Annotated in this window: 29 protein-coding genes; 19 read left to right on the forward strand and 10 right to left on the reverse strand. The window is 64.0% G+C overall.

Annotated elements, in window-relative coordinates:
- Nucleotides 1-83: 83 nt before the first annotated feature.
- From E5A73_RS20020 to E5A73_RS21510, 6 genes are all read right to left on the reverse strand, one after another.
- Nucleotides 84-875 (reverse strand): energy transducer TonB family protein, encoded by a 792-nt coding sequence (locus E5A73_RS20020; protein ID WP_168356018.1) that lies wholly within the window; start codon nucleotides 873-875, stop codon nucleotides 84-86.
- Between the two features lie 8 nt (nucleotides 876-883).
- Nucleotides 884-1,567, reverse strand: coding sequence for a Fe2+-dependent dioxygenase (locus E5A73_RS20025; protein WP_135965626.1), 684 nt, complete (start codon nucleotides 1,565-1,567; stop codon nucleotides 884-886).
- 4 nt (nucleotides 1,568-1,571) lie between these two features.
- Entirely contained in the window at nucleotides 1,572-3,884 is a 2,313-nt protein-coding gene (locus tag E5A73_RS20030) for a TonB-dependent receptor (RefSeq protein ID WP_135965627.1), read from the reverse strand.
- A gap of 7 nt (nucleotides 3,885-3,891) precedes the next feature.
- The gene (locus tag E5A73_RS20035; protein ID WP_240700296.1) at nucleotides 3,892-4,899 is read right to left on the reverse strand and encodes a tetratricopeptide repeat protein; all 1,008 of its coding nucleotides are present in this window, start codon (nucleotides 4,897-4,899) and stop codon (nucleotides 3,892-3,894) included.
- 264 nt (nucleotides 4,900-5,163) lie between these two features.
- On the reverse strand, nucleotides 5,164-5,898 hold the full coding sequence (locus E5A73_RS21505) for a siderophore-interacting protein (RefSeq protein WP_168356019.1): 735 nt from the start codon (nucleotides 5,896-5,898) through the stop codon (nucleotides 5,164-5,166).
- Nucleotides 5,892-6,356, reverse strand: coding sequence for a hypothetical protein (locus E5A73_RS21510; protein WP_168356020.1), 465 nt, complete (start codon nucleotides 6,354-6,356; stop codon nucleotides 5,892-5,894). The genes E5A73_RS21505 and E5A73_RS21510 overlap by 7 nt, the downstream gene beginning before the upstream one ends.
- 413 nt (nucleotides 6,357-6,769) lie before the next feature.
- Here E5A73_RS21510 and E5A73_RS21515 point away from each other — a divergent pair, with 413 nt between their 5' ends.
- Both E5A73_RS21515 and E5A73_RS20045 read left to right on the forward strand, forming a co-directional pair.
- Entirely contained in the window at nucleotides 6,770-7,279 is a 510-nt protein-coding gene (locus tag E5A73_RS21515) for a hypothetical protein (RefSeq protein WP_168356021.1), read from the forward strand.
- Nucleotides 7,276-8,778: a PepSY-associated TM helix domain-containing protein gene (locus tag E5A73_RS20045; RefSeq protein ID WP_168356022.1), complete on the forward strand. Its 1,503-nt coding sequence runs from the start codon at nucleotides 7,276-7,278 to the stop codon at nucleotides 8,776-8,778. The genes E5A73_RS21515 and E5A73_RS20045 overlap by 4 nt, the downstream gene beginning before the upstream one ends.
- Nucleotides 8,779-8,917: 139 nt before the next feature.
- On the opposite strand, the gene E5A73_RS20050 is transcribed toward E5A73_RS20045, so the two are convergent.
- Nucleotides 8,918-9,793 carry a LysR family transcriptional regulator gene (locus tag E5A73_RS20050; RefSeq protein ID WP_135965705.1) on the reverse strand — a complete coding sequence of 292 codons (876 nt, stop codon included), beginning with the start codon at nucleotides 9,791-9,793 and terminating at the stop codon, nucleotides 8,918-8,920.
- Between the two features lie 337 nt (nucleotides 9,794-10,130).
- Between E5A73_RS20050 and E5A73_RS20055 the strand changes: the two genes are divergently transcribed.
- The 3 genes from E5A73_RS20055 to E5A73_RS20065 all read left to right on the forward strand — a co-directional run bounded on the left by E5A73_RS20055 (nucleotide 10,131) and on the right by E5A73_RS20065 (nucleotide 11,239).
- On the forward strand, nucleotides 10,131-10,394 hold the full coding sequence (locus E5A73_RS20055) for a hypothetical protein (protein ID WP_135965630.1): 264 nt from the start codon (nucleotides 10,131-10,133) through the stop codon (nucleotides 10,392-10,394).
- A gap of 42 nt (nucleotides 10,395-10,436) precedes the next feature.
- A complete protein-coding gene (locus E5A73_RS20060) occupies nucleotides 10,437-10,862 on the forward strand; it encodes an SGNH/GDSL hydrolase family protein (RefSeq protein WP_240700297.1) in 426 nt (141 codons plus the stop codon).
- A gap of 107 nt (nucleotides 10,863-10,969) precedes the next feature.
- Nucleotides 10,970-11,239 (forward strand): hypothetical protein, encoded by a 270-nt coding sequence (locus tag E5A73_RS20065; RefSeq protein WP_135965631.1) that lies wholly within the window; start codon nucleotides 10,970-10,972, stop codon nucleotides 11,237-11,239.
- A 20-nt stretch (nucleotides 11,240-11,259) separates the two neighbouring features.
- Here E5A73_RS20065 and E5A73_RS20070 read toward each other — a convergent pair whose 3' ends face one another.
- Nucleotides 11,260-12,555 (reverse strand): hypothetical protein, encoded by a 1,296-nt coding sequence (locus E5A73_RS20070; protein WP_135965632.1) that lies wholly within the window; start codon nucleotides 12,553-12,555, stop codon nucleotides 11,260-11,262.
- A 371-nt stretch (nucleotides 12,556-12,926) separates the two neighbouring features.
- Here E5A73_RS20070 and E5A73_RS21940 point away from each other — a divergent pair, with 371 nt between their 5' ends.
- On the forward strand, nucleotides 12,927-13,652 hold the full coding sequence (locus tag E5A73_RS21940; protein ID WP_135965633.1) for a lytic transglycosylase domain-containing protein: 726 nt from the start codon (nucleotides 12,927-12,929) through the stop codon (nucleotides 13,650-13,652).
- A gap of 4 nt (nucleotides 13,653-13,656) precedes the next feature.
- Here the strand turns inward: E5A73_RS21940 and E5A73_RS20080 are convergent, their stop codons facing one another.
- Both E5A73_RS20080 and E5A73_RS20085 read right to left on the reverse strand, forming a co-directional pair.
- On the reverse strand, nucleotides 13,657-14,184 hold the full coding sequence (locus E5A73_RS20080; RefSeq protein ID WP_135965634.1) for a helix-turn-helix domain-containing protein: 528 nt from the start codon (nucleotides 14,182-14,184) through the stop codon (nucleotides 13,657-13,659).
- Nucleotides 14,185-14,286: 102 nt separating this feature from the next.
- On the reverse strand, nucleotides 14,287-14,748 hold the full coding sequence (locus E5A73_RS20085) for a hypothetical protein (RefSeq protein WP_240700298.1): 462 nt from the start codon (nucleotides 14,746-14,748) through the stop codon (nucleotides 14,287-14,289).
- A 368-nt stretch (nucleotides 14,749-15,116) separates the two neighbouring features.
- On the opposite strand from E5A73_RS20085, the gene E5A73_RS20090 reads away from it, so the two are divergent.
- The 13 genes from E5A73_RS20090 to E5A73_RS20150 are packed head-to-tail and all read left to right on the forward strand — an operon-like array spanning nucleotide 15,117 to nucleotide 25,449.
- Entirely contained in the window at nucleotides 15,117-15,437 is a 321-nt protein-coding gene (locus tag E5A73_RS20090; RefSeq protein ID WP_135965636.1) for a TrbC/VirB2 family protein, read from the forward strand.
- A gap of 58 nt (nucleotides 15,438-15,495) precedes the next feature.
- Nucleotides 15,496-15,786 carry a type IV conjugative transfer system protein TraL gene (gene traL, locus E5A73_RS20095; protein WP_135965637.1) on the forward strand — a complete coding sequence of 97 codons (291 nt, stop codon included), beginning with the start codon at nucleotides 15,496-15,498 and terminating at the stop codon, nucleotides 15,784-15,786.
- Nucleotide 15,787: 1 nt separating this feature from the next.
- Nucleotides 15,788-16,354, forward strand: coding sequence for a type IV conjugative transfer system protein TraE (locus E5A73_RS20100; protein WP_135965638.1), 567 nt, complete (start codon nucleotides 15,788-15,790; stop codon nucleotides 16,352-16,354).
- Complete coding sequence (locus E5A73_RS20105; RefSeq protein ID WP_135965639.1) at nucleotides 16,354-17,157, forward strand: type-F conjugative transfer system secretin TraK; 804 nt, start codon at nucleotides 16,354-16,356, stop codon at nucleotides 17,155-17,157. The genes E5A73_RS20100 and E5A73_RS20105 overlap by 1 nt, the downstream gene beginning before the upstream one ends.
- Before the next feature lies 1 nt (nucleotide 17,158).
- Nucleotides 17,159-18,484 carry a TraB/VirB10 family protein gene (locus tag E5A73_RS20110; RefSeq protein WP_135965640.1) on the forward strand — a complete coding sequence of 442 codons (1,326 nt, stop codon included), beginning with the start codon at nucleotides 17,159-17,161 and terminating at the stop codon, nucleotides 18,482-18,484.
- Nucleotides 18,471-19,355 carry a DsbC family protein gene (locus tag E5A73_RS20115; protein ID WP_135965641.1) on the forward strand — a complete coding sequence of 295 codons (885 nt, stop codon included), beginning with the start codon at nucleotides 18,471-18,473 and terminating at the stop codon, nucleotides 19,353-19,355. The genes E5A73_RS20110 and E5A73_RS20115 overlap by 14 nt, the downstream gene beginning before the upstream one ends.
- A 47-nt stretch (nucleotides 19,356-19,402) precedes the next feature.
- The gene (traV, locus tag E5A73_RS20120) at nucleotides 19,403-20,365 is read left to right on the forward strand and encodes a type IV conjugative transfer system lipoprotein TraV (protein ID WP_240700299.1); all 963 of its coding nucleotides are present in this window, start codon (nucleotides 19,403-19,405) and stop codon (nucleotides 20,363-20,365) included.
- A 1-nt stretch (nucleotide 20,366) separates the two neighbouring features.
- Complete coding sequence (gene traC / locus E5A73_RS20125) at nucleotides 20,367-22,958, forward strand: type IV secretion system protein TraC (RefSeq protein ID WP_135965642.1); 2,592 nt, start codon at nucleotides 20,367-20,369, stop codon at nucleotides 22,956-22,958.
- A 4-nt stretch (nucleotides 22,959-22,962) separates the two neighbouring features.
- Nucleotides 22,963-23,328 (forward strand): hypothetical protein, encoded by a 366-nt coding sequence (locus E5A73_RS20130; protein ID WP_135965643.1) that lies wholly within the window; start codon nucleotides 22,963-22,965, stop codon nucleotides 23,326-23,328.
- Complete coding sequence (locus tag E5A73_RS20135; protein WP_135965644.1) at nucleotides 23,321-24,010, forward strand: type-F conjugative transfer system protein TrbI; 690 nt, start codon at nucleotides 23,321-23,323, stop codon at nucleotides 24,008-24,010. The genes E5A73_RS20130 and E5A73_RS20135 overlap by 8 nt, the downstream gene beginning before the upstream one ends.
- A complete protein-coding gene (locus E5A73_RS20140) occupies nucleotides 23,991-24,527 on the forward strand; it encodes a S26 family signal peptidase (RefSeq protein WP_135965645.1) in 537 nt (178 codons plus the stop codon). Before E5A73_RS20135 ends, E5A73_RS20140 begins: the two co-directional genes overlap by 20 nt.
- A gap of 35 nt (nucleotides 24,528-24,562) precedes the next feature.
- Nucleotides 24,563-25,180 carry a type-F conjugative transfer system protein TraW gene (traW, locus tag E5A73_RS20145; RefSeq protein WP_276605819.1) on the forward strand — a complete coding sequence of 206 codons (618 nt, stop codon included), beginning with the start codon at nucleotides 24,563-24,565 and terminating at the stop codon, nucleotides 25,178-25,180.
- The gene (locus tag E5A73_RS20150; RefSeq protein WP_135965646.1) at nucleotides 25,180-25,449 is read left to right on the forward strand and encodes a hypothetical protein; all 270 of its coding nucleotides are present in this window, start codon (nucleotides 25,180-25,182) and stop codon (nucleotides 25,447-25,449) included. The genes traW and E5A73_RS20150 overlap by 1 nt, the downstream gene beginning before the upstream one ends.
- Nucleotides 25,450-25,487 lie beyond the last annotated feature (38 nt).

The following is a 25,487-nucleotide window of genomic DNA, read 5'->3' on the forward strand; positions in this document are numbered from 1 at the left end:
AACTGGATGGCGGGATAGAGCAATAAGTTGGCGGGAACGAGCAGTTCCGCCACCGAGTGGCTCGCGCTCGCGCTCTACCGGCGTCACCGACCCGCCAGCAGAAAGAACTCGATTGGAACGAGGAGCTCAATCTGATCGGGGCGATTGGGCGGAATGGCCGGGAGGGGGTCGGCGCGTGCGAGGGTCGCCAGCGCCTCCGCGTCGAGGATCCTGCTCCCCGAGCTTCGTGCGATCGACGAGGTCGACACGTGGCCCTGGCGGTCGAGCCGGAAGCGGATTGTCGCCACGCCCTGATCGCGCCGGCTGAGCGCCGCTGGTGGGAAGCGCTTGAACCGCTCGAGCCGTGCCAGGACGCGGCCCTCCCAGCTGTCCTGAGCGTTTCCGGCCGAGTCGGAGAAGGGCGCGGAGATGGCGGGCGCCGCGGGCGTCGCTTGCAGCGCGGGCGGCGAAACCGATGCCGGTGGTGTTTCATCCGGTGTGGCGACGATCGGGCTGACCATGTTCGGGACGATCGGTCGGACGATCGGAGTGACCAGCGCCGGGCGCGGCGGTGTCGGCACGATCTTGGCCTTCTCGTGGTGCTTCTTGACCTCGGCGGGCGGGCGAGCGAGCGGCAAGAGCGTCACGACCAGGGGTTCCGGAGGCGGCGCGACGAAGACGCCCGGCGAGCGATACAACATGATGCCGATCAGGGCCGCCCCGTGCAGAGCGACGGTGATGGCGAAGGCGAACAGCCTGGTGCGGAGCGTCGACCTCTGAGCATAGCCGGCGGACGGGAATGGCAGGACGTAAGGCGCGGGCGGCTGCGCAGCCGCCTCGGCATGCCCCGAGGCCGTGGCGTCGGCGAACGACGCAACCTGATCGGGCAAAGCCACGTCTAGGCTCATAGCTCGGCCGCGCGGCGAAGCAGGTTATGGTAGACGCCGGTAAGGCTCAGCGTGCCGTGGGTGTCGTGACCAAGCTGCTGGCGGACCTCGATGATCGCCATGTCGAGATCGTAGAGAAGCGTGCGCAGGCCGTCGTCCTTGAGCATCGACTGGGTCCAGAAGAAGGCCGACCAGCGCGAACCGCGCGTGACCTCGGTGACGCTATGCAGGCTTGCGGCCGGATAGAGCACCATCGACCCGGCCTTGAGCTTGACGCTGGTGGCGCCGAAGCTGTGCTCGATGACGAGCTCTCCGCCGTCATAATCTTCGGGGTCGGTGAGGAAGAGCGTGCAGGAGACATCCGCGCGCATGCGTGGTCCGGCCCAAGGCATGGCGCGGATAGCGCCATCGACATGGGCGTCGAACTTCATGCCGGCGTCGTAGCGGTTGAACAGCGGCGGCAGCACCCGGAAGGGCAGTGCCGCACTGGTGAAGAGCGGGTTGCGCCCCAGCGCCTTGAGCACGATGTCCCCCGCATCCCGCGCGGCTTGCCCTTCCTGCGGGAGCTGGAGATTGTGCTTGGCGCGGGCGGCCAGCTCGCCCGCCGTGACCCGGCCATCGACGAAGTCCGCCGCTTCGATGATGCGGCGGACTTCTTCGAGTTGGGGAGCGGACAGCACGTCGGGAATTTCGACGAGCATGGGATCAGAACTTCACGCTGACCGAGCCCGTGAACGTCCGGCCGGGCGCGACCTCGGCGCGGAAAAAAAAGGCTGACGAGTAGCTGACCTTGTCGGTGAGGTTCGTCACGTTCAGCGCGACGCGAAAGCGTTCATCCTCCCAAGAGATCAGGCCGTCCAGCGTGGTGGCGGCGGGGATCAGATAGGTCTGGCCGGAATCGGCGAAGTAGCGGCTGCGGTAATTGAGGCCGCCTCCCACCAGCAGCTTGCCCGGCATACCCGAGACCAGGGTCGCTACGTCGTAGGTGGTCCAAAGCGCGGCGTTGTGCTTGGAGACGTAGGCGACCTCGTTGCCGGTCGAGTCGGTCGGGTTGAAATTGCCGATCGGCGGACCGGCGAGGATCTTGCTGTCCTGATAGCTGTAGGACGCCTGGACGTCCCAAGCCGGGGTGATCTTGCCGGTGATGCCGAGCTCGAGGCCTTGCACGCGGTCCTTCTCCCCCGATGGCACCGAGCCTCCGGTGAGCGGATCGCCATAGCTGCCGCGATCCTTGATGGTGCGGAACACCGCCGCGGTCAGGCCGAGCTGGTCGTGCAGGAGGGTCCACTTCCCGCCGGCCTCGAGCGTGTAGTTCTTGTCGGGCGAGAGATTGGGTGTAGCCACGCCCTGGTAGCTGATGTTCTGGCCCGCGGGCGTGAACGACCGGGCATAGCTGACGTAATAGTTCTGGCCGGGCGTCGGCTCCCACATGATCGAGGCCTTGGGGCTCAGAAAATGGGTCTTGGCTTCGGACCAGGGTCCCTCGACGCCCGTCACGGTGTTGTAGCTCTGCGTCTTGGCGTTGTAGCTGTCCCAGCGCAGACCGCCAATGACCGAGAGGGTGTCGGTCAGCCACAGATGGTCGCTTGCGAACAAGCCGAGATTCCAGGCGCGAGCCCGCGTGACGCCCGGCGTAGCGCTGATCGTGAAGCCGGCGGGATTGGCGAAATTGGGATTGAGCAAGGTGCCGCCGGTCCGGCTCCTCGACCCGGTCAGGCTGCCGAAGATATTGCGCTGATAATAGACGTCGGCGCCGGCAACCAACTCATGCTTCAGGCCGCCCGTGTCGAAGCGCGCGATCGCGGTGGTGACATTCTGGCCCCCGCTGCTCTTCTGCACGTCTCCGACCACCGGCCAGACCGTATAAGCGGCGTTGGGGTTGCCCGCGAGAACGTCGCGCGAGCAGGTGCCGAAGTTGACGAAACCCCCGGGGCCGGTGCCGCAGATGGTGGGCGTGAACGCCATCCAGCGGGTGTAGCGAGCGTAGCGGGTGTCGTTGGAAAGGGTAAGCCAATCGCCGAACTGACCGCGATAACGCGCGGTCACCATGTCGACATTGGTGAGATCGCGGTCGGTCTCCTTGCCGAGATTGATCGAGCGCGACACGCCATATTCGGTCACCGGCAGCGTCGGGCCGCTATAGCCTGGCGGCGGTAGCAGGATCGGCACGCCCATGTCCGGACGCCGGTCGCCATGCTGGTGCATGTAGTTGAGCGTGAACGTCTGGTCGGTGCCGAGGCCGAAGCCGGCCGAGGCAAGCACGCCCCACCGCTTCGAATAAACGTTGTCGCGATCGACGATGTCCTGATCGTGCCACATACCGACGAGGCGCAATGCGGTCGTCTCGCCGATCTGCTTGTTGACGTCAGCGACAACGCGCTTTTGAGGGCCGCTGCCGAGCGTGCCGAGCAGGCTGTAGCTGTCGACGAGATGCGCGGTCTTGCTGACCTGATTGATGACACCGCCTGTGGCGCCGTTGCCAAAGCTCTCGGACGAGGACCCCTTGAAGACCTGCACGCCTTCGACGGCGAAATTGTCGCGGACGTAGGCCCCGAAGTCGCGCAATCCGTCGACGGTAAGATCTCCCTTGGCGTCGAAACCGCGGATGCGGAAGGCGTCGCCGTTCATGCCGCCATTGCCTTCGCCGGTGGCGACGGTGACGCCGGGCACATATTTCAACACCTGGTCGATCGTCGTCGCCTGCTGCTGCTGGATAATGGCCTGCGGAATCACGGTGACGGTCTGCGGCGTGTGCTGGAGATCGTCGGGCAGGCGGTCGAGCTGGGTTCCGTGGCGCAAGGCGTTGGGGCCGGTGTCGCGCTCCTCGTCGGCGCCGACCCTGACGGGACCCAGCTGGACGGGCTTGTCGGCCGGCGGCGGTGGCGGCGTTTCCTGCGCCGCCGCCTTGCCCGCGCTGAACAGCATCATCCCGGTGGCGAGGCTCGCTGAAAGTGCCGAGCTTGCCATCACCGGGCGCAGCGTGGTGACCGAAGGTCGTGTCTGGACGGATGTGGTCATCTGTGTGTCACCTCAAGGGTTGGAGATTGGCGGGGACCGGCGCGCGCTTGGCCCCGGCAAACGTGAAGCGATGGAGTAGGCGGCGCGCGACCAGGCGCAGCGCCGTGGCGCGACGGCTGCACCGGATCGCGTCGGCATGGCCTTGGTCGGCGGCCCGCCGATGCCACAGGCGCGCCTCGCGCGGTCGGGGCGGACCTGCGAGCCCCGCTTCGAGCGCGAGCGCATAGCGATACTGGTCATCGGCTTCCCCGGCCGCCGCCGCGCGTGCGAGCGCATCGAGGCCGAGCCCGCGCAAGTCAGGGTCCGGCCGTTCAAGCAGCAGCGGGGCGGCCCGGCGGCGGAACCCCGCATCGCTGCGGGCTATGGCGTCGGCGACCAGTGCGAGCGCGGAATCGCGATCACCTGCCGCCAGCAGCAAGGTGGCAAGGTTGAATTTCGCCCAATGATCGCCGCGCTCGGCGGCGAGACGGTAGAGACTTGCCGCTTGAGCCGGGTCGGCGGGAACGACCCAGCCTTCCTCCAGGAAGCGCGCCAGCGAATTGATGGCCTTGAGATTGCCCTGTTCGGCAGCCTGCCGGAACAGCTCGTAAGCCCGCGGGCGATCGGCGGGATCGCCGAGGCGCATCAGGATCTGGGCGAGATTGACCTTGGCCCAGACATGGCCGCGCCCGATCGCTTGCTCGAAATGGCCGGCCGCAACGACATAGTCCTGAGGCACGCCCCAGCCCCGTTCATGGCAGCGTCCGACCATGTTGCGCGCCTCGGCGTTTCCCTGTTCGGCGGCGCGTTCGAACCACGTCAACGCTGCGGGGAGGTCGCGCGCGACACCGCGTCCATCGAGCAGGAGCTGGCCGAGAATGAGCTGGGCAGCGTCGGAGCCGCGCTGCGCCGCATCGCGGATCGCACTGCCGGCTTCGCGCGGATTGCCCGCGAGGCGCGATTCTAAGCGCTCGTCGTCGAGGGAGAACCGCTTGAGACAGACAACGAGCGACGGCCTGGCAGTCTCCATCGTCATCGGACCGAACAGCGCGCATGCGGTTGCGCGTTCGAAAGAGCGGGTGCGCACGATGAGTGCTCATGAAACTGGAAAAAGATCGCAGTGCCCCCCGTTGACAGCGGGCACTAATTGATAATGCCTCGCATTCGCTTTGGTGTAGCTGTGGACGCTGTCATCCGATAAGGCGATCCCGCCATCCAATGACCCAAAGCCGCCAAAAAGCGCATGGGAGGCGGCGAGCCGTCCCAGTAGGACGCCGCTGGCACGGCGCGGCGCGAGAGATCAGTCGAGGCCGGCTTTGCCCGGCGCCCAATAGGCCTTCGTCATCAGGCGCGTTGCCGGGACATCCAGGCCCTTCAACGCCTGGCGCACGCGCTGCAGCGATGTCGACCTGCCGGTCAGCACGAACGTGGCGTTCGAGCGGGCAAGACCTGGCAGCAGGGCCTCCATCTCCTGGAGATGGCTGTCGTCGTCACGCCTTGCCAGCGGCCGCCACGCAGCCAGATCGAGGTGGGCGAGCGCGCGTTCGCTGGTTTCGACGGATTTGACTTCAAATGCCACCCTGACAGCGCCAGCGTAGGGCAGCCGGCTCATCGCCAGAGCGAGTCCGAACGAGGTCTCATCGCCAAACAGCAGGACCGGACCCGATAGGCGGCTGACATCAAGCGAGGCGCGCGGACCGAAGACATCGCATTCGTCGCCCGCCTTGAGGGTCCGCACCCAGTCGCTGCCGGGACCGACGCCATGCGCATAGGCAAGAAAGCGGGTTCTGCCCGCAGCTGCGTCCCACTCGACCGGCGTGTAGGTTCGCGATGCGAAAGCCCAGCCGAGCATGATCTGGATTTTGTGACCCGGCGTCCAGGCCACGCCTCTGAACGCCGCGCTCTCCAGGGTGATCCAGTAGAAGCTCTCGGCGATCGGCTCGACGCTCTCGACCGTCGCATGCTTCATGAACATCCGGGTCAGCGCTTTGGTCAGTCTCCCGGGCTGACGCGGGGCGGACGTCGTGATCACCATCCGAAGGATCCTTGCACAGGCGGCAGCTCGCGCGCGAGATCGCCCGCGCTCGAGATGGTACGGTGGTAGATCAGCAAGCCGGCGTCGCCGAGCGCTTTGGCGGCATCGCCAAGCAGCCGGTCGAGCGCCGGCTCGACAGATAATGGCCAGAGCACACCGGCGCGAAACGGCTGCGGGTTGACCCGCTGCCGGCGGGCAAGTTCGCCGAGCAGGATGACTTCGCCTTCGGAGACGAACGGCGATGAGATCTCGTGGAGCCGAAGCCCGGGCACCGCCGCCGGCAGGAGCGTGATCGCGGCGGTGAGCGACGAGGTTCCACCGTCGCTCACGCCCGTGCGCGCCAGCATCGCCCGTCCTTCCGCGACCTCCGGAGGACGCCCGGCGATATGGCGCGCCGCCGCGATGATGAGGCGCTCTCCGACGTGTCGAGACCTGAGCGACATGATCTTCGCAAACATCAAGCGGCTCCGCAGAACCACGCATCGCGGGCCGTGATTGCAGCAGGCTTGCGTATGGTTCCGCTCCTGTTTCTCGCGCCAGGAGGCTCCGTCGTCGCGCGTTCCACGCGGCCTCGGCTGGTTCGCAACGTCGGTTGTTAGCCAGCCGCGCGGGCAGCGCCATCAGGCGAGCCCGCCAAATTGCTGCGCTATCCCGCCAAATCGGTCAGGCGGGATCGGCGGCTGCTCACCGCGGGCGTCTGAATGGCAGGTCTTCGATATAGTTTGGCGGTCGGCCGCAGTTGCAGCGAGTTGCCGCGCCCTATGACCCTTGTTTGCGGTGGGCGGCACTTGCCGCATTTGGGGGCGGGACACTGAGCAGCCTATACGATTTCGTCACTTGCGCGCTCGGCGTCTCGGCCTGCATCGGCGCGATGACCCTGCTGCATCACAGCTGTCGGCGAGGGACCGCCCGGCGCGGCCTGTTGGCCCTTGCCGGCTGGTTGGCGCTCGGCTCGGCGGCGGCCGTGATGTCAATGTCGCTCGGGAGCGTCATCGGGATCGCCGCCGTCCTGCTGACCTTCAGCCTCTCGGGATTGCTCGCCGTTTTCCTTAGCGCGGAGCGACGGGCGGATCGGACGAAGCCGGCGCGGGTCGCGGAGCCGGATAGCCGGCCGCGCAGTCGCTGGCGGGGCTGGGCCCGGGGCATGACCGCCTTCTTCCTCGCGATGTTCGCGGCGCTCGCGGTGGGAGCGGCGTTCGCCGGCCTGCCGGTAGGCGCGCCCGCCGACCGTGTCTCGATCGGCAGCCTGATCGTGCCGTTCCTCTGGGCCGCCCTCGTCATCTGGGCGCTGGCCGACCGCAAGATCCTGCGCCCGGTCATCGGCATGGTCGGTGCGCTTGCCGTCTCCAGCGCTGCGATCGCGTGGGGCCTGCTGGCGTGAACGGACCGGAGCCGAAGGTCGCGCGGCGCAAGCTGCTGCTCTCACCGGGATTGGTGGGCGCGGTGCTGGCCGGCCATTCAGCGGTCGGACTGGCCTTGGCCGCCTTGATTTACCTGGTCTGCCTTTCCGGTTCGCTCGCGGTATTCGCCCAGGAGCTGCAACGCTGGGAGCAGCCCGCCGGCCCGGTTCTCGAGAGTGTGGCACCCAGGGCGGTGGACGAAGGCTTCAACGCCATTCGCGCCAAGGCGCCGACTTTGGCCAAAAAGACCGTATCGATCGAACTCCCGTCAGCAGCGGTTCCGCGCCTGACTTTGTCAGCCGGTGGCGACGAAGGCGTTGGCGGCGAGAAATGGCTCGCCGACGCCGCGGGCCGCCCCGCCGCCAGGATCCGTCGTCCGACCAGCGACTTCATCGTCGCGCTCCATACTGGCCTGCTCTTGCCGGAGGGTATCGGCCGCACCCTGGTCGGCCTGATTGGCATCGCCTTGCTTGCCCTGTTGCTGTCCGGCGTGCTGGCGCATCCCCGCATGATCAAGGACGCCTTCACGCTGCGCCGGGGCGGTTCCTGGCGTCTGCAGCAAGCCGATCTGCATAATCGTCTCGGCACCTGGGGACTGCCGTTTTACCTCACGGTGACCCTGACCGGCGTGTTCCTGGGGCTGTTCTTCGTCATCTTCGCCAGTCTTGCCGCGACCGCTTACAAAGGCGACCTGCGACATGCCTTCAGCGACATGGGGTTCGAGGGGGAGCGGCCGCAGCAGACCGCCGCCGCCGTGCCGTCGATGTCGGCGATGATAGAAGTCGTTCGCGCCAAGGCCCCCGAGGCCTCGATCCGGTCAGTCAGCATCGAACGTGCGGGCACCAGTGGCCAGAAGGTCAATGTCACGGTTCACCGGCCTGGCCAGCTGTCGACATACGAACGCTACGTCTTCGATACGTCCGGGCGGATGGTGGACTCGCCGAAGGCCACCGGGGAGACAATCAGCAGGCAGATCCTGTTCGCACTCCAACCGCTCCACTTCGGATGGTTTGGCGGGATCGTCGTCAAAGCAGCCTACGGGCTGCTTGGCCTGGCCTTGTGCGTGATGACATCGAGCGGCGTCACGATCTGGCTGGCCCGACGTCGCGATAAAGGGCGACCCGCGCCGATGTGGGAGCGCATCTGGACCGCGACGATCTGGGGGCAACCCGTGGCGCTGGCGCTGGCGGCCGCCGTGCCCGTGCTGTGGCGGAGCGAGACCGCAGCTGCAATGGGCTGGGCTGCGGGGGCTGCGAGCGCGTTCGCCTTGGCGTGCCTCTACCGCAATGATCGAGCCCTCGCGCTCACCCTGCGCCTCCTGACGGCGGTCCTGTTGGTGGCGCTGGCGGTCACGCACGGCGTCGTTTGGTCAAGGCAGATGGAAGACAGCGCCGGTTGGATTGTCGACGCCGTTCTCATCGTGGGGGCTGCAGTTCTCGCGGCGCCCCTCAGCAAGAGGGCTGCGGCGCGACCGTCGTAATCAATTTCTCGTTATACCAAACCGTTGACCGGTCCCTCGCCCATCTGCAGCAGGTGGAAGCCCGTTCGCGTGCCGGGGCTCTACCGCCAACGCAATATCTAGCGCGGCAACGTCGGAGGAGTGCCCAGAAACGGTTCGCTTAGAGCTGGACCCCGAGCGAGGTTGCGAGGTGATCGACGATCGCCCTGACCTTAGCTGAGGGCCGTGGACCTGCTGGGAAGACGGCATAGACTTCGGCGGGGTCGAGGCGATAGGGCGCTAGTATCTGCGTAAGCTGGCCAGAACGCAGTTCCTCTCCCGCCATCAAGCGAGTGGCGAGCGCGATACCTAAGCCCGCTACTGAAGCGGCCAGAACACCTGGTGCAGAATTGATCCAAAGCCTCGCCGGGACGCTAACGGAGGTGACGGTCTGATTGTGCGTGAAGCGCCAGCTCTCGCGGCCAAACTCACCATGCTGCACGATGCAATCGTGATGGGCGAGTTCGCCCGGATTGGCCGGTACGCCGTGCTTGGAAAGGTAACTCGGCGCAGCGACCACCAATCGCTCCACCAAAGCAAGCTTGCGGGATCCGAAGGACGAGTCATCGAGTTGCCCGACGCCAAGGCGGACGGCGATATCGACGCCATCCGTGATGAGGTTTTGTCGCGCGTCGCTCATGATCATTTCGACCCGGAGATCGGGATGCTGGGCCAGGAATGGCGCCAGAGTTGGAATGACCGCACGGGCGCCATAGAGTACGGGCATCGCGAGGCGGATCACTCCGTGCAGCGAGTCAACTCCTCTGGTCGCCTGCTCAGCCTCCTCCATCTCTGCGAGTAGATATTTTGCGCGGTCAAGGTAAAGGGCCCCGGCATCCGTCAGCGAGATGCTGCGTGTGGTGCGCAGTAGAAGCGTCGTACCCAGCCGCGCCTCGAGCGTCCCGACGATCCGCGAGATCGACGGTTGCGAGAGCTCCATCTCCCTCGCCGCACGCGAGAGACTGCCGGTTTCCGCCACACGGACGAACACGGCCATTTCCTGCCATCGATCACTCATTTGATTTCCGGATATATGTTCTTCGTATTGCGTGGATACACCAACCTTTACGGATGGCATAGTTGCTAGCCGACGGCGGCTTACTCGATCCGGAGATAGGCGATGAAACTTCCCGCCGGCCCAATCCCTCCACTCCGTTGCCGGTGCTCGACCGGCTAGGCGCGAATGCCACGGCCTGAACTTCGGCCCATGCGCTGTGACGAGCGCGCGGGCGCCCCCAAATGGCCGGTTTGGTGTCGGGGCAGCAGACACATGAAGATCGGAGCGGTTCACCGAGCCATTTGCGGTCGTCGTTCAGCCAAAAGTGAGCCGATCAATGCAAGTGATAGTTTTGGTAATCGTCGAGCCCGACACTGAGTCGATCACCATCCATGAATCGCGCGAGAGTGCTTTAGCGGCGCTTAGAAGTTTCATTGATGCGCGGTGGCTCAAGCGATTTGGTGTAGCGTTTCCACAGGCGGAGGCTTCAACAGACGATCTGGCGCGCCAGTACTTCTCGGCTGCCAGCGGCACGTTCATCATTGGCGAGGCGAGCTTGAGCGAAATAGAGTCGCTTTATGATTCAGACCGGCTACCTTGAGCCCGGCGGTCTTCGGGCCGCCGTCGGTCCATTGAGCCGTCGGTGCAGCAGCAGTCACAGTTGATGTTCGAATGCTTGATCCTGGGAGACAGCACCGCGCTCGGCGCGGGCAGGGCTATCAACGCGACCCATATCGTCCGCTGCGACGTCCTCGCCGTTGAAGGTGCTAGTGCCGCTCAGATCCTGACGTGGCCACGAGCGCCAAAACGGTATTCCACGATCATCGTCGCTGTCGGTTCAAACGACGCGCCGACGCCGCCGTTGCGGCGAGCTCTCGTCCGGATCAGGGTCGGGCTGGCAGCGCGCAGGGTCATCTGGCTGCTTCCCTATGCGCGCTCTAACGCGGCGATCGTCAACTCGATCGCTATCTCCTTTGCCGACGAGTCCCTTGATCTGGCACAATTCCCGTCGAGAGACCGCGTGCATCCTTCCCGGTACGAGGACCTAGTGAAGGTTTTGCTCAAGTAGCGTAATTGGTTCGAGGATCATTTCGCGCCGAGTTTTGTTCATCCAAAAGAAACTCGACGCTGGCAAGTCTCAAGCAGCAGGCAGAACCTTGCTCCGAGAGGACGGACATGACTGGGATGACGCAATCAGAACTGGCGAACTGGATCGCGCTTTACGCCGCAACGGGGCTTTGCTGCGGTATCGCGCTGATCTTGTCTATCATCGTGACAATTGGCGAGTTCCACCGGACCCGGGCGTGGACATCGGTGAAGACGCCCGCGGATGCCCTCCGCCTCGTCCCTAGGACATGGTGGCGGTGGCAACGGCGATATCTGCTCTCGACGCCGGTGACGCTCCTTATCGTCGGATCGTTCGCCGCAACGCTTTCGTGGACCTGACCGCACAGATCGCTCGCCCGTCACTCGGACAGGTGGCGCGCGAGGATATCGCCGATGCGCGCTTCGTCTACGTCTTCGGGCGAAATGCACACAACCGGCGCGATCGCCGCGAGTTTCGGGTGTCTGGCGATCTTGGCCGCACGGTGCTCATCGCTTAGCGAGCCCATTGCCTCGATGACAAGTTGCCGTATTTCGCCAGTCCGCCGCGAGCGAGCCTCCAGCAAAAAATCCGGACGGCAGGAACCAAGCGGTGTCAGCATGTCGAAAACAGGCTTCTCGATCGCAATCTCGATCTCATCACGCGCGAATGCTTTCCTGGTGCGCAGGAGCGCGCGCAGGGCGCTTCGCTCGAACTCGCTTTCGATAGGTACGAACCGGTTCCCTGAGAACACCGGCTGCGCGTATGCGCGCAACGGAGCAAGGCCGCGTGCTTCGGGATATTGACCGATCAGCACGATAACGAGGAACGGACCTTTGACAGGGTTATCTCGCACCGACGGTGACTGAACTCTGTTGGCGATCACGATCGGGGCCGAGTCCGCAGGATAGATGGTCCCGCCTCTGAATTCGGGGGCGTAGATGGTGAGGAACCCCTGCGGAGCATGACCGCGAGGCCATGTGGGGGAGAGGCTGCGCAGGGTGGCGTAGGCGCGCTTGCTCTCCAGCGCGGCGGGGTGCGTCCACAAGGCCCGGCCGAGCTCGATGCCGGGAGCGATCTCGATCCGTGCAGCCGCGGCGCTGACTTTCCTGAACTCCTGGGTGATGGAACGTTCGGGCGGCTCCGCAGAGATCGGCGGTACGACATTGAGCCCTGACACGTTTAGCAGCCGCCAGAGCAGGCGTGCCAATTTCGGAAGGGACGCGCTCCTGGTGCGATCGTCGCTACTGTCTTCTTCCGGCCGTTGTGCCAGCTTTTCCGGCGCCGGTCGCAGGGCTTCAAAGTAGCCTGAAGGTGGGTCGGCCGGGGTTTCCGGGTTGCGTACCTGGCTAATTCGATTTGTCGCTTGATCACGAAAGAACGGACAATCGGGCTGATGCTCGGCGCGCCCTGCTCCCGTGAGCCGACGCAGGTAGTAGGTCTCCGCATCCGACAGGAAGACCGGGAGTAATATCGGTGGCGCGCACGCGCTGCCGAGACAGTCGCAGGCTATCCATTTTTCGCCGATACGCGCTTGCTGTACCAGCACGATGGCCGCCTCTTCATCGGCCCTGGCATCCCCCCCGGCGTACCATCGCACGAGCGCTTCGCGAACTGGCGCGGGGAGGGTGATCCGTGGGCTTCCGAGCCCGATGCTGTAACGATCGATCAGCCACATACAGGCACCTGAAAGCGAATTTTCAAGAAGGCTCGTCCAGTCGCGGCACGTTGACAATCGACATTTGCCTGATCTCAACTTCCCTTCGAGCCGGTTTGGAGGTCGGGATGCGGTCGGTGTTTGTGCGGAGTTTGATACTTTGGGCGGCATTGGCGTCCGGATCGCAGGCGCAGGTGCCTGGAGCGAACCCCGCCAGAACGGTGCAGCTCATACAGCTGGGTGCGGCATCTGCCGGATCACCAACGGTGCTCCAATCAGCACCATCCCACGGGGCGGCCGACACGGAAGTCGTCGTAGGGCCGGCGAACGCCGTAAGCAGTATGGACGCCTTTCGCGTCCACGATCTGAGCCGGCGATGGGTCGAGTTCGAAATGCGAAACAGCTTCCAGTCGCTCCGACCCGGCGAGGCACGGGCGGCGGCTGACAAAGACCCCTTCGCCCAAGTCGGGGTGGCCCTGATTGGCGCGACGCCATCGGCTGGGGACGTGCAGCCAACCGCACCAATTTTAGTCCCGGGATGGATGCGCGACGGTCTGGCGTTCACGGGCGCTATGAGGACCTATATCCCGCGCTGCGCGACGACGGCCTATCGTCCCGCAGGATTTCTCAGTCCTGCCGCCGAAAGTCGGCGGTCTGGATTCTACACGCTCATGAGCGACATCGCCTGCCAGTACGGCATTCCGACCGGGCTCTTCGATGCGATGATCATTCGCGAAAGCGGGTATCAGCCAACACTCTACTCGCCGAAGAACGCGTTCGGATTGACTCAACTCATGCCGGAGACGGCCGCTGGTCTCGGCGTGAACCGCTATGACACCGAGCAGAATCTGCGGGGGGGCGCAGCTTATCTTCGGCAGCAACTCGACCACTTCGGCCAGGTTCATTTGGCGCTCGCGGCCTATAATGCTGGACCCGGGCGTGTGCGAAACGGTGTGCTGCCGCGGATCGCTGAGACCCGCGCTTATGTGGATAACATTTTGCTGAACTGGCAGCGGCTCGCTTCGGTGTCGATGAGGCCGAAGCGTTCGCTGAACGACATCCAAGCCATTGCAGAGCCGGCGCCGCCTCTTCGATCGGTCAGCGTCTCGACCTACTAGGTGCTCAAAGCCCGAGGCGGCTTGTCTCGGAAATTACCGCTCGGCGTGCCATGATATTCATGACTTCCTTGACCAGTTTCTCAACCATGGCCTCCTTGAGCGGAACGGCCCATTCCTGCCGTATCTCCGTGCCGTCGATGCCGTCGATTTCATCTAAAGCCTGGACCAGCATCGCCGGAAGGCCACTGAAGAGCTCGGACAGCATCGACAGCAAAGTCGCGAAGCGTTCGTCGTGGACAGCAGCTTCATCGATCGCTGTCTCGACACTGATGATGGCCTGCATGAGGCTCATATCGAGCGCGGTTAAGATCCTCCTGAACTCGACGAGGGAGATACTTGGGCGCTTGGCCGGATTGCGGTGAAGCAAAAGGCCAAGCCGGCTTTTGCTGATGCCCGTCTTCGCCGCGAGCTCGCGAATGTGCAGCCCCTTCTCTGCCATCGTCCGCTGAATGAGCGGGATGTAGTCGTGCGGCTCGCCATCAGCGTGATTCTCGGGATCTCCCGGTCCCCTGGGAATGGGAAGGGATTGCATCGCTGTGCCCCGCTTCAGCCTCCTGGATTTGTGACGAAATCACAGTTGCGAGTTAATCGCAAGACTATGTGAAGTTGGGCGGATGCGACGGTGGAAGGTTAATCAGCGGAAAGGGATAACGTTCTCTGAGCCTGTTTCGCTTGGGGCGAAATTACCTCCAGATTGGGTCCTTTCGCCCAGTCCGATTTGGTTGAGAACTTGGGTAGCCTTTTTCTCTGCGACATAGTCAAAGAGCATCACTGAGAGCACGTCGCCGACAGTTACTGCCGAACCCAGTTGCAGTGTCAGATACTCGCACGCCTCGTCCAGGCTTTCAGCGCTGGTCGTCAAAATGTTGAACTGGATGCGGACCTTCCCTTCAGTCGGGATAGCGCCGAGGTGCCTGCGCAAAGTGTCGGTTCGGTGCTCGTTTTTGAAGCAGTCGGAGGCCGCCCGACGCTCGATGAGGCTTTCAAGCGTCTCGTACTGGAGCGTTTCGTTGGAGTGGAGGCGCAGACTTTCGGTCGACAGTTGAAAGAGGTCCGTGGATATATCCAGAACGTAATTGCGGGTCTCCGCAGTCATGTTCATATCCCTTTCCGTCATCCCGCGCCGACGTGAGCCACCGGTCTCCGAACGGCAATCGTATCCCCAAAGCACGCACGTCGCGAATCAAATCATCGACTCGGGCTGTCACGTTAGGGTGAATTTACCGAAAAATGCAGCGTCCCGCGACCGGGACACGCGGTCCCGCACGCGAGGACGCTGCGTCCCGGACTTGCGGACGTGCCGTCCCGAAGGTCGGGACGCGCTGTCCCGGGAACGCGGATCGCGCAAATGGATTCGCAAAAACCTGCGCGGCACTTGGATCGGTTCGTTGCGAACCGAGTTTGGCGGCCTCCAACCTTCAGTCGGGCGCGGATCAGTCGCGTTCCGATTGAAGGGAAACTCTCATGCAGTCTGTCCTCAAGTACAGCAGTCGTGCGGAGCTGGCGGTCTTCGCTCTCGTTGCGCTGGCGTTCGCTCTCCTTCTGTTTGCAGGTCCGGCGTTCGCTGGCGCCGACACCACATTCGACACCGCCCTGACCAAGTTCACCGACTTCCTCGAAGGGTCGGGCGGCAAGATCATCACCGTCCTCTCGCTCGCCGGCGGCATCGTCGCGCTGGCCTCGGGCCGCTTCTCAATGGGCCAGATCGCGATCCCCGTCGGGGTCGGCGTCGGTGCGGGTACCGGCATCCCGATCGTCACCTCCACCGTCACGGCGACGATCTGAAACGGCCGACGGTCGGTCGGGATAGCAGATCCGGCCGGCCTTTGGGGAGGGTGGTGCAATGGCTGCGGACAAGTACGTCGTACCGTCTCATCTGGATGATCCCGAGCTAATCGGGCTGTGGACGCTGGATGAGTTCCTGGCGATGGTTATCCCGTTCGTCTGGGGAATCCTGTCTCAGCACATTCTCATTGGCGTCGTGCTTTCGGGTGCGGGCTGGTGGGGACTGAAGAAGGCTAAGGCAGGGCGGGCGACGTCTTGGCTCCTCCATCTGGCCTATTGGCATCTTCCGGCCGGGTTCACCGGCATGAAGGCCACGCCACCCTCCTATCTCCGACTGATGGCCGGCTGAAATGGAGATCGCCTACACCCATGCGCAAAGCCAGCGCGTTCTGCGGCAACGCAATCTCCTGGTCGCCCTTGCGGGGGTCCTTGGCGTCGTCTGCGGCATCTTGATGCTGGTCACCGCGACGCGAGACCGGGAAGTCGTCCTGCAACCTGTGCTGACGCGGCCCCTGGCAGTCAGCAGCTCAGGTGTTTCGCGCGAGTATCTCGAGCTGATCACGCGCGACACGGCGGTGCTGACGCTCGATCGGAGCCCGTCCAATCTCGAATATTGGATGAAGTCGGTCCTCGAGATCACCGCTCCGAGTGCGCAGGGGAAGATCCGCGGGGATCTCATGAAGATCGTCAACGAGCAGCGCGGATCTTCGATCGCGCAGTTCTTTACGATCCAGACGATGGAAATCGACCCGAAAAACCTTTGGTCCACTGTGACCGGGGATTTGCACACGATCGTCGGGAACAAGGTTGTTTCGAACGAGCGCCGGACTTTCCGCTTCGATTGGCAATACTCCGGCCTCTCTCTGAAGCTCATCGGCTTTGGAATGGTGACGACCGGCAAGGAAAAGGATCTGTGATGTCGGTCTACGTCATCGGTAGCGCCGCGACGGGCGCGGTCTTCCTCTCTCGCTATTATTGCTATCTGAGCCGCTTCATCGGCGCCGCGCTCATGGTCGTGAGCTTTTTCCTGATCGCCGCGCCGGCCTGGGCCGACCAGACGGTGATGGCGTCCGATGGAAGCCAGGTTGATTGCGCCGCTTCGGCAAAGGATCTGACCAGGATCAGCCTCGTCGAGGACGAGTTTGCCTCGGTGTCCAAGATTTCGACCGGCAACCCGTCGGACGACTTTTCAGTCGTGAACGAACCGGTCCGCGGCGACATCTATCTTTCGGTGCCGGAAGGGTTCGGCCGCCAGGCGCTGTCGTTCTTCGCCACGAGCAAGCGCGGCTATGTCTACAAATTTGTGTGTCGGGTCGCTGGCGAGCAGGCGGTCCAGGTGTTCATCTCGAACCCCGCGATTGCCAAGGAGAAAGCGGGCGACCCGGTCCCGCAGGTGGCCGCGGCCGATCCGCAGGAGTCAGCCGTCGAGCTTGTCCAGGCGATGTATTCGAACAGCGTCGTCGATGGCTATGAGATGCGCCAGCGGGCGCTCCGGCCGGTCTATGTCGGCACGCTCAAGGTCCAGATGATCGCGGAATATCGCGGCGCCGATCTGACCGGCCGTGTCCTTCGGATCGAAAACAAGGGGCCGGCATCGGTCACGCTGACCGAAGCGACGGTTGCCCCGGCGAGCGCGCTCGCCGTGTCGATCGCCGAGCCGAAGCTGGATCCGGGCAAGGTCACGACGGCCTACCTCGTCTCGCAGAACGGGAGGCAATAACATGGCTTTTGCCGACATCCTCCGGCGCAAGCGCGCCCCTCTCGACGGCGCACCCGAAGAGGAAGGCGTCTCGCCGCTGGCAAACGACCTTACAACCAATGAGAACGTCCGCAAAAAGCAGCGGCTTCTTCTGGCGGGTGTGGCGGGTGCGGGGCTGATTGCGTCCTCGTTTTGGATCTTCGGCGACGATGGCGGCAAGGCTACCTCCACCGACGGAGATGCGGCCAAAGTCGAGGTCTCGACCAAGGACATGGTCAACAAGAACCTCAACCAACAGGAATGGATGGCGCTCTCCGAAAACCAGATGCAGTCGGTCGAGAACCAGCTCAAATCGGTGAACGGGCAACAGCAGAGGGTCGATCAACTCGCCCAGCAACTTGAGCTGCTCAAAGGGCAAAATCAGGCGATGCGCGCCGATGGCCAGCGCGTGCTTTCCGCCTACGAGGCTGAGAACGACCAGCTCAGGCGCCAGATCGCGGCGAAGTCAACGCCGCCGCCGCCGCCTGGTCCGTCCGCCATGTACGGGCCAAATGGGGTGCAGAATTACCAGCGTCCCGACGCTGGCTCTCCCGGGCGTCCGATGCCTGCCAGCAGCGGCGCGGAAGTGAAAATGGTGAGCTTCCAGACCTCGGATGGCGGGACTGCCACCCGCGTCGCGAAGGGTACGACGACCTACAGCGACAGCATCAATTATCTGCCGCCCAACAGCTTCGCGAGTGCGAAAGTCATCGTGGGCGTCGACGCGAGCGCGGGCGTCAACAGCCAGACCGATCCGCTGCCCGTCGTGTTGCGCGTCACGGGACCGGCACGTTCGGTCTATCAGAATGGCAAGTTGCTCACGACCAAGATCGAAGGTTGCCTGATCAACGGCGCTGCGCGCGGCGATCTCTCCAGTGAGAAGGTCTACGTCAAACTCCAGAAGATGACCTGCCCCCAGCCCGGCGGTCGTTACGCCGTCTCCGAGGTGAAGGGCTTCATCGCTTTCGGCGGAAAAACAGGGGTGCGCGGTCGTGTCGTCAGCCGTGAGGGCTCGCTCGCGATGCAAGCGTTCCTGGCTGGCCTCGTCAGTGGTGGTGGTAACGCCCTGAACACTGCGTTCAACCAGCCGCTCGCGACCATTGCGAACGACGGCGAAGGCGGCATCAACCGCACCCCCAATTTTGGCAGTGTTGGCCTGCGCGCGCTCGGCGGCGGAGCCGCCGAGTCCGGAAAGGACGTCTCGAAATATCTGATCGAGCGCGCCGAACAATATCAGCCCGTGATCGAGATGCCGACCGGCATCGATGTCGAAATCGTCTTTCTGGAGGGTGTGTATGTCCGCAATTGATCGACTGCGTAAACTGCGCCCGTTGACGCGGCGCGCCACCGTCCTGGCGGCGATCGGCGCGATCGGTGTGGCTGGCATCGCGCTGGCTGCCGACGTCGCCGGCCCGGACGATGCCAAGGTGATCGGTCTCCTCAAGGCCCGCCTTCCCAAGACGGATGTCTCCAAGGTCAATTGCGGGAAGATCGAAGGGCTCTGCGAGGTGACCGCCGGCGCGAACCTCTTCTACGTCAACCATGGCGCCCGCTATCTCATTATCGGACGGGTCTACGACATGGAGACCCGTCAGGACCTGACGGCCGCCCGCCTCCTCGAGATCAACCCCGATATGCTGGTCGGCGGCGCCGCCAAAGCGAACGGGGCGGCCGCCGAGGGAAACGAAGAAGGTGCGGCAGAGGTTGCGACCGCGCCGGCTAGCGGCCGGCGAGCGACCGTGGCGGCCCGGCCAACCTTGCTCAACCTGACCGGATTGTCGAATGACGGAGCAATCGTCTGGGGGAACAGGGCGGCCAAACAGAGCGTCACCATCTTCACGGACTTCCGCTGCGGCTATTGCCGCGCATTGACCAATGTCCTTCGCGATATGGACGTGAAGGTGATCGAGCGGCCGATCTCGGTCCTCGGTAGCCGTGACATCGCAGACCGTGTCTATTGCTCCAAGAACCAGGAACAGGCGCTTCACGCCGCCTATGCCGGCGAACCGTTCAAAGCGCCGGCCTCCTGCGACACCAGGGGCCTCGATGCCAATGAGAAGTTCGCTCAAAAGCATGGACTGAACGCGACACCCGTCATCGTCCGCAGCGACGGCGCAATCCTCGAAGGCTACCGGCCGAAGGAATTCCTCGAGGCCTGGCTCCGGGGCGCCAAGTCGTGAGTGGCCATCTCAGACTTGCGCTGCGCCCGCGGCTCCCGATGGGAGGAATGGCTCTAGCCTCGCTGACGTTGCTCGCGGGATGCGCGACCTTCGGCAGCAACGTGCGCGGAAGCTTTTCCTGCGCCGCGCCTGACGGCGTTTGCGCGCCGTCCTCCTCAATCGACGATCGCGCATTGGCGATGATTGCGGGGGAGGGGAGCGGCGTGGAGGTGACACCGGCGGGGCCCGTTCCGGACCCGCGCTCGAAGGCGCCAAGATCGACCAGAGCGGCCACACGGCAGATTTTGCCTGTCCAGCCTGGCGATGCGCGTCGAACCCAAGAGCGCGTCCTGCGCATCGTCTTCCAGCCCTACATCGACGAGCGTGGTCGACTCCACGAGATGAGCGCGGTGCACGCCGTCGTCCAGAGCGGAGAATGGCAGCAACAGACGATCGCCTCCGCTACGGCGATCCCCGATCGTAATTCAGCGCTTCTAGCCGCGGTGCCGGGATCGCTCGCCGAAGCCGTCGAGCGGGCCGATCCAGAGACTGTCGATGTATCGGCAATCGACCCCAATCTTCCTGATCCTGCGGTGGTCGCCGCTGCGCGAGCGCGCGGCGCTGATCCGGTCGCTGCGATCAAGAGCGATGTTGCGGCTCGCCTCGCCCCCAAGGCGGGCCGCAACGCCCGGGCCATCGTGCCATCGACGCCGACATCCTCGACCCCGCCGAGCACGCCTCCGTCGGCGTCGCCGGGCGGGGTGACCCCGGCAGCTCCCAGGACCATCCCGACGACCACGAGCCCTAAAACGGTGGGTGCTGTCGGCGTGACCGGCTTGCCCAAAACGTCAGTGGGGGCTGAGGCGACGGCCCGCGTCAAGGCCAGTCCACAATATCAGGCCCGCGCAGTCGAGGTGGAAGACACGGCGCGCACCGCCGCCGGTGCCGGTGTGCTGCCGCCGGCCAAACCCGATTCAAGGCCGGTCGTTCGTGCTGCTGGCTTCCCAGCGGCCGTGCCCCAGGAGAATTGAGATGGCGAGGGGCTTCTTCGAGGATCTCCTCTCTGGCATGTTCGGTGACAGCAAGCGCCCCGACGCCCAGCGACCCGACCTTGCCGTCCCGATGCTGGCGCATTGGCTGCCCTACCGGAGCTATGATCCCAAGACGGGCATATTCTACAACAGCGCGTCGCGCGGGTTCGTAATCGAGGCCGCGCCGCTCGTCGGCGCCGATGAGCGCACCGGCGAGATCCTGGCGCAATTCCTGTCGGAAGGTATTGCGACCCCCGGCTGCCTTCAGTTCCACCAATGGATGTCGCCGCGCATCGGCGAGCGCCTCTCGAAATGGTATCTCCCGCGCTACTCCGCGCGCGGCGTCTACGAACGGATGGCCAAACACCGCGTCGACTTCCTGACCGACGGTGTCTGGGACTCGCTCTCTGCCGACGCGCCCTTCTGTCTGCGCAATCACCGCGTCGCGATCTCCTATTCGACGCCTGAATCGTCGAGCGTGTCGATCGAGCAGATCGTCTCGGTGATGGAGGGACTGATCTCCTCTCTGCAGTCGGTCAATGTCACTGCGCGCAAGATGGATCCGGTAGCCCTCATCGGCTGGATCGACGACATCACATCGCCGACCACCGCGGCCGGCGAGGATGCGGTCAGCTATAATCCGCTCGACCCGATCGCTGACCAGGCGATCCGCCGCGATATCGAGCTGCAGGTCGAGCCTGACCGCATGCTGCTGCGGACCGAACGCTTCAGACCGACGGGCAAGACGCTGAAAGGCGCCCCGGAGATCGGCGAAATCTATCCCGACGTGTTCGACCTACGGTCGTTCTCGGTGCGCAACCTGCCGAACCGGTGGGCCCCTTGGGACGTCGCCCGTCTTATCGGCGACATGTTCACCGACAAGCTGCGGATGCCGTGCCCGGTCGCAACCAACCTCTGCATCGATTTCCCCGATGCCCAGGCCTCGACGAACAAGGCCAGCTTCAAGTTCATGCGGACCACGAGCCTCGCCGATTCAAAATCGTCCAAGTTCCTCCCGCAGCTGCGCGACCAGTCGCAGGAGTGGCGCTACGTCAACGACGAGATCCGCCAGGGCCGCAAGCTGGTCCGCGTCTTCTACAGCGTCACGTCCTTCTCGCCGAAAGGAAAGGGTGACAGTAACGAGCGCGTGCTCAAGTCGGTCTATCGTGCCGCGGGCTGGGATCTTCTCGACGATCGCTACCTGCAGGTGATGGGGCTCCTGTGCGCCATGCCGATGACGATGGCGAACGGGCTCTCCAAAGACCTCGAACGCATGAAGCGGATGCGGACGCTGCTCACCACGACGGCCGCCAACCTGGCGCCGGTCCAGGGCGAGTATCTCGGGGGCCAGGTGCCGCACCTGTTGCTCATCGGCAGGCGGGGACAGCCCTTCTTCTGGAGTCCGTTCGAGAACACCGCCGGCAATCACAACGTTGCGGTCTTTGGCAAATCGGGGTCGGGCAAATCGGTTGCGCTCCAGGAGCTGTGCGGCTCGCTTTGCGGCGCAGGTGCAAAGGTGGTGGTGATCGACGACGGGCGTTCGTTCGAGCATTCGGCCAAGCTGCAAGGTGGCGCCTTTGTCGAGTTCACGATGAGCTCGGGCTTCTGCCTCAACCCCTTTTCAATGATCGACCAGGCCCAGGCGGCCGAGGATGAGGATTACCTCCTCGACTGCATGGCGATGCTGAAGGCGATCATCAATCAGATGTCGCGGCACATCAACGTGCTCGACGACACTGAGCGAGGCCTCATCGACGGAGCGGTCAACCAGGTCTGGGAAGCGCATGGCAGCAAGGGGTCGATCGACCTTGTGATCGAAGCGCTGGAGGGGACCGGCAATCCGCTTGCGTCCAATCTCGGAATTGCCATGCGGCCCTTCTCGTCGGGCGGAACGTACGGGCGGTTCTTTCAGGGCGAGGTATCCTTCGAGCTGCAGGCGCAGCTTACCGTTTTCGAGCTGTCCGACCTCTCGGCGCGCGAGGAGCTGCGCAGCGTCGTGCTCACCGCGATCATGTTCATGTCGCAACAGATGATGCGAAAACTCGATCGTTCGATCCCGAAAGCGCTGCTCCTCGACGAGGCCTGGCAGATGCTCCGGGGCGGCGCGATGGCCGACTTCATCGAAACCTATGCTCGCACCTGCCGCAAATATGGCGCGTCCCTCGTCACTGCGACCCAATCGCTCAACGACTATTATAAGTCGGCCGGCTCGATTGCGGCGCTCGAAAATTCCGACTGGTTCGTCATTCTGCAGCAGAAGCCGGAGACGATCGCGGACTTCAAGAAGCACGATCGCTTCGAGATGGACGATTATACGGACGCCCTACTCCGATCGCTGAAGCGTAACGGCTTCGAATATTCGGACATCATGATCAAGGGACCCGACACGCTCGCGGTCGGCCGCCTGGTGCTCGATCCCTATTCGGCCACGCTCTTCTCTTCGAGCCCGAGGACGTTTGCGGCGATCGACGCCCTCATTGCCGACGGCATGAGCATGGACGAGGCGATCGAGCGGATCGCCTTCCCTGAAAACCCCGAAAAATGGGTGAGCAATCTCGTCGAGCCGGACGAGATCGCGATAGCCGCGGAGTAGCGTCATGGCGACGAACGCAGACGATACCACGACAACCAGCGAGCGCAGGGCCTGGCTGACAGCGCCCGAGTGGCGATCGGTCCTTTACTTCACGCTGCACGGGCTTGGCTTCCTCGGCAGCACTTTGTTGATGACCTGGGGCCTGTTCTTTCTCTTCTTTCTCGCCATCGGCGGTTTCTCGTTCGATGGCTTCATCCACCAGCTCAACAATTTTACCGCGCGCTATGTCACGGCCGACCCGGCCCGCACTGGCGCCTTCCTCAACATTTTCGCGATCGCGCACATGATCCTCTCGGCGGTAGTCATCACCTTCCGCCGGGATCGAATCCTGCCTGACCGCCTGCAGGAAAGGGCTCGCGATCATGGCTGAGCAACCCGAACTCGACTTCCCTCCCGCATCACATTCCGCGTCACGACCGGCGCGCCCAGCGCGCAGGATCGGTTTTGGCGGATTCACCCGCCAACAGATGGTGCTCGGATTGGTCGCGCTTGCGCTCGCCATCTGGGGCATGTGGGTAACGCGCGCGCTCACCGCGCCGAAGCAGGATCATATCGTCGCCGCCCGGCTATCGGCGCTCGTAGGCGACTATGTCGAAGCCCAGCGTTACTCTGGGTCGCCGCCCGACCGCGTTCAGGCCGAAATGCGCGCGTTTATGGCCTCGCTCGACAAAGAGCTGCAACGCCGAAGCGCCGACGGCCAGGTCGTGCTGGTCGGTGAGGCGGTCCTCACCAAGAACGTGCCCGACATCACCGAGAGCCTAAAGAAGGCGGTTTTTGCCTCCGGCGTGCCAGAGCCAAGGCGCGCCTCGGCCGAGCAGCTGCAGCGGATGCAGGAGCTCGCGGCGGCTCAATCCGCGTTGGCCGCGTCGCGTCAGGCGCAGCTGGCAGCGCCTGGTCAAATCGACCCGATGGCGGGCGCACAAGCCCTTTCATCCCAGGTCCCGCCGGCGACCGGCCCGTTTCCACAGCCGATGCCGCAAGGCGCGCCTGAGCAGATTCACGGACCGTCGGTCTCAACCTTCGGAGGTCCCGATGGCAACGGTGGCCAGTGATCGGCCCGTTGAGCGCTGGCGGCCACGCAAGCGGCTCTGGGCGATGCTCGGCCTAGCCGTCCTCGGAACGCTCGGGATGAACGCGATCAGCGCGTGGCGCGATAGCCACCTGTTCCTCATCAACGTGAGCCAGTCCCTCCCAAATTGGGCGTTCCTGATCCGGCGACACCAGGTACCGCGGCGCGGCGACTATCTGTTCTTCGACCCACCGGAAAGCCCTTTGCTGCGTCGTCATTTCGGAACGAAGCCGCAGATGTTCGGCAAGATCGTCTACGGTATGCCGGGTGACGTCGTCGCGCACCGAGCGCAGGCCGTGACGATCAACGGCACGATCGTAGGGCAGATGAAGCCGCTCACTCGGTTCGGCGAGCCGCTCACGCCCGGAGCCGAAGGCGTCATTCCTCGGGGCTGTTACTATGCAGGGTCCCCACATCGTGACGGCTTCGACAGTCGCTATGCCGAGATCGGCTTCGTGTGCAGGCGGCAGATCATCGGCGTCGGGGAGCCGGTGCTGTGAAGCGGTTGCTCCTGGTGGGCGGAAGCGCAGGACTCATGGGGCTCGCGATCTTCATGGCGACGCCGGCGCGCATCGAAGCGCGGGATTATGGTCAGACAGGCCAGGCGTTTCCCGTCATCGAGCCCGATCTCCTATCGACCATCGAGGCACGATTGAAGCGCGCGGAAGCGAGCGGTGAGCTCGCGCGGACGAACGAAATGTTCGCCAAGCGCGTCGAGGCAAAAGTGCGTCGGCCGACCCCAGTCGCGGGCATATCGCCTGCAACCGAGCCGAGAGAATGGACGTATGATCCGACCGTCCAGCTCGAGCACGATATTCGAGATCAGAAGGGCAACCTCATTGGCCGCGCGGGACAGCGGATTAATCCGCTCGATTTCGTCGCGATCCGGCAGGCGCTGGTGTTCGTCGACGGGGACGATGTCGACCAGATCGCCTGGGCAACCGGCAGGTTCACCGACCTCAATGCGAAGATCATATTCGTGAGCGGCTCTCCGATCGAGGAGATGACGAACCGGAAGCGTCGCTTCTATTTCGATCAGGAGGGCAAGCTCACCTCGCGCTTCGGGATCGAGCATACTCCGGCTGTCGTCCAGCAGAACGGGCGCATGATGCGCGTCTCAGAACAGGTGGTGAAGAAGGGAAGGGCGGGCTGATGCCACTCTGGCTCGATCTTCTGCGCACGCCGATGGCGGCGCCGGAAACACCGGCACTGCGGCGCATGCGGTTCATCTGGCAAGGCCTGTGCGTCACCTGCGCATTGGTCGTCGGCTTCTTTTCTCCGCTCCGACATGCGGTCGGCCGACCGGCCCCAATCGGTGCGGCGGTCCTGCTTCTCGCCACCGCCGCTTACACCTGCATCTACCTGATTCAAAAACAACGCGCAGATCGAGCTTTCCTCAACACGATGGGAGAGCTGGAGTGATCCGGTCGCTGCGACGGGCGCTTGCGGCGCTCGGATTC

Source organism: Sphingomonas gei (genome assembly GCF_004792685.1).
Classification (GTDB): domain Bacteria; phylum Pseudomonadota; class Alphaproteobacteria; order Sphingomonadales; family Sphingomonadaceae; genus Sphingomonas; species Sphingomonas gei.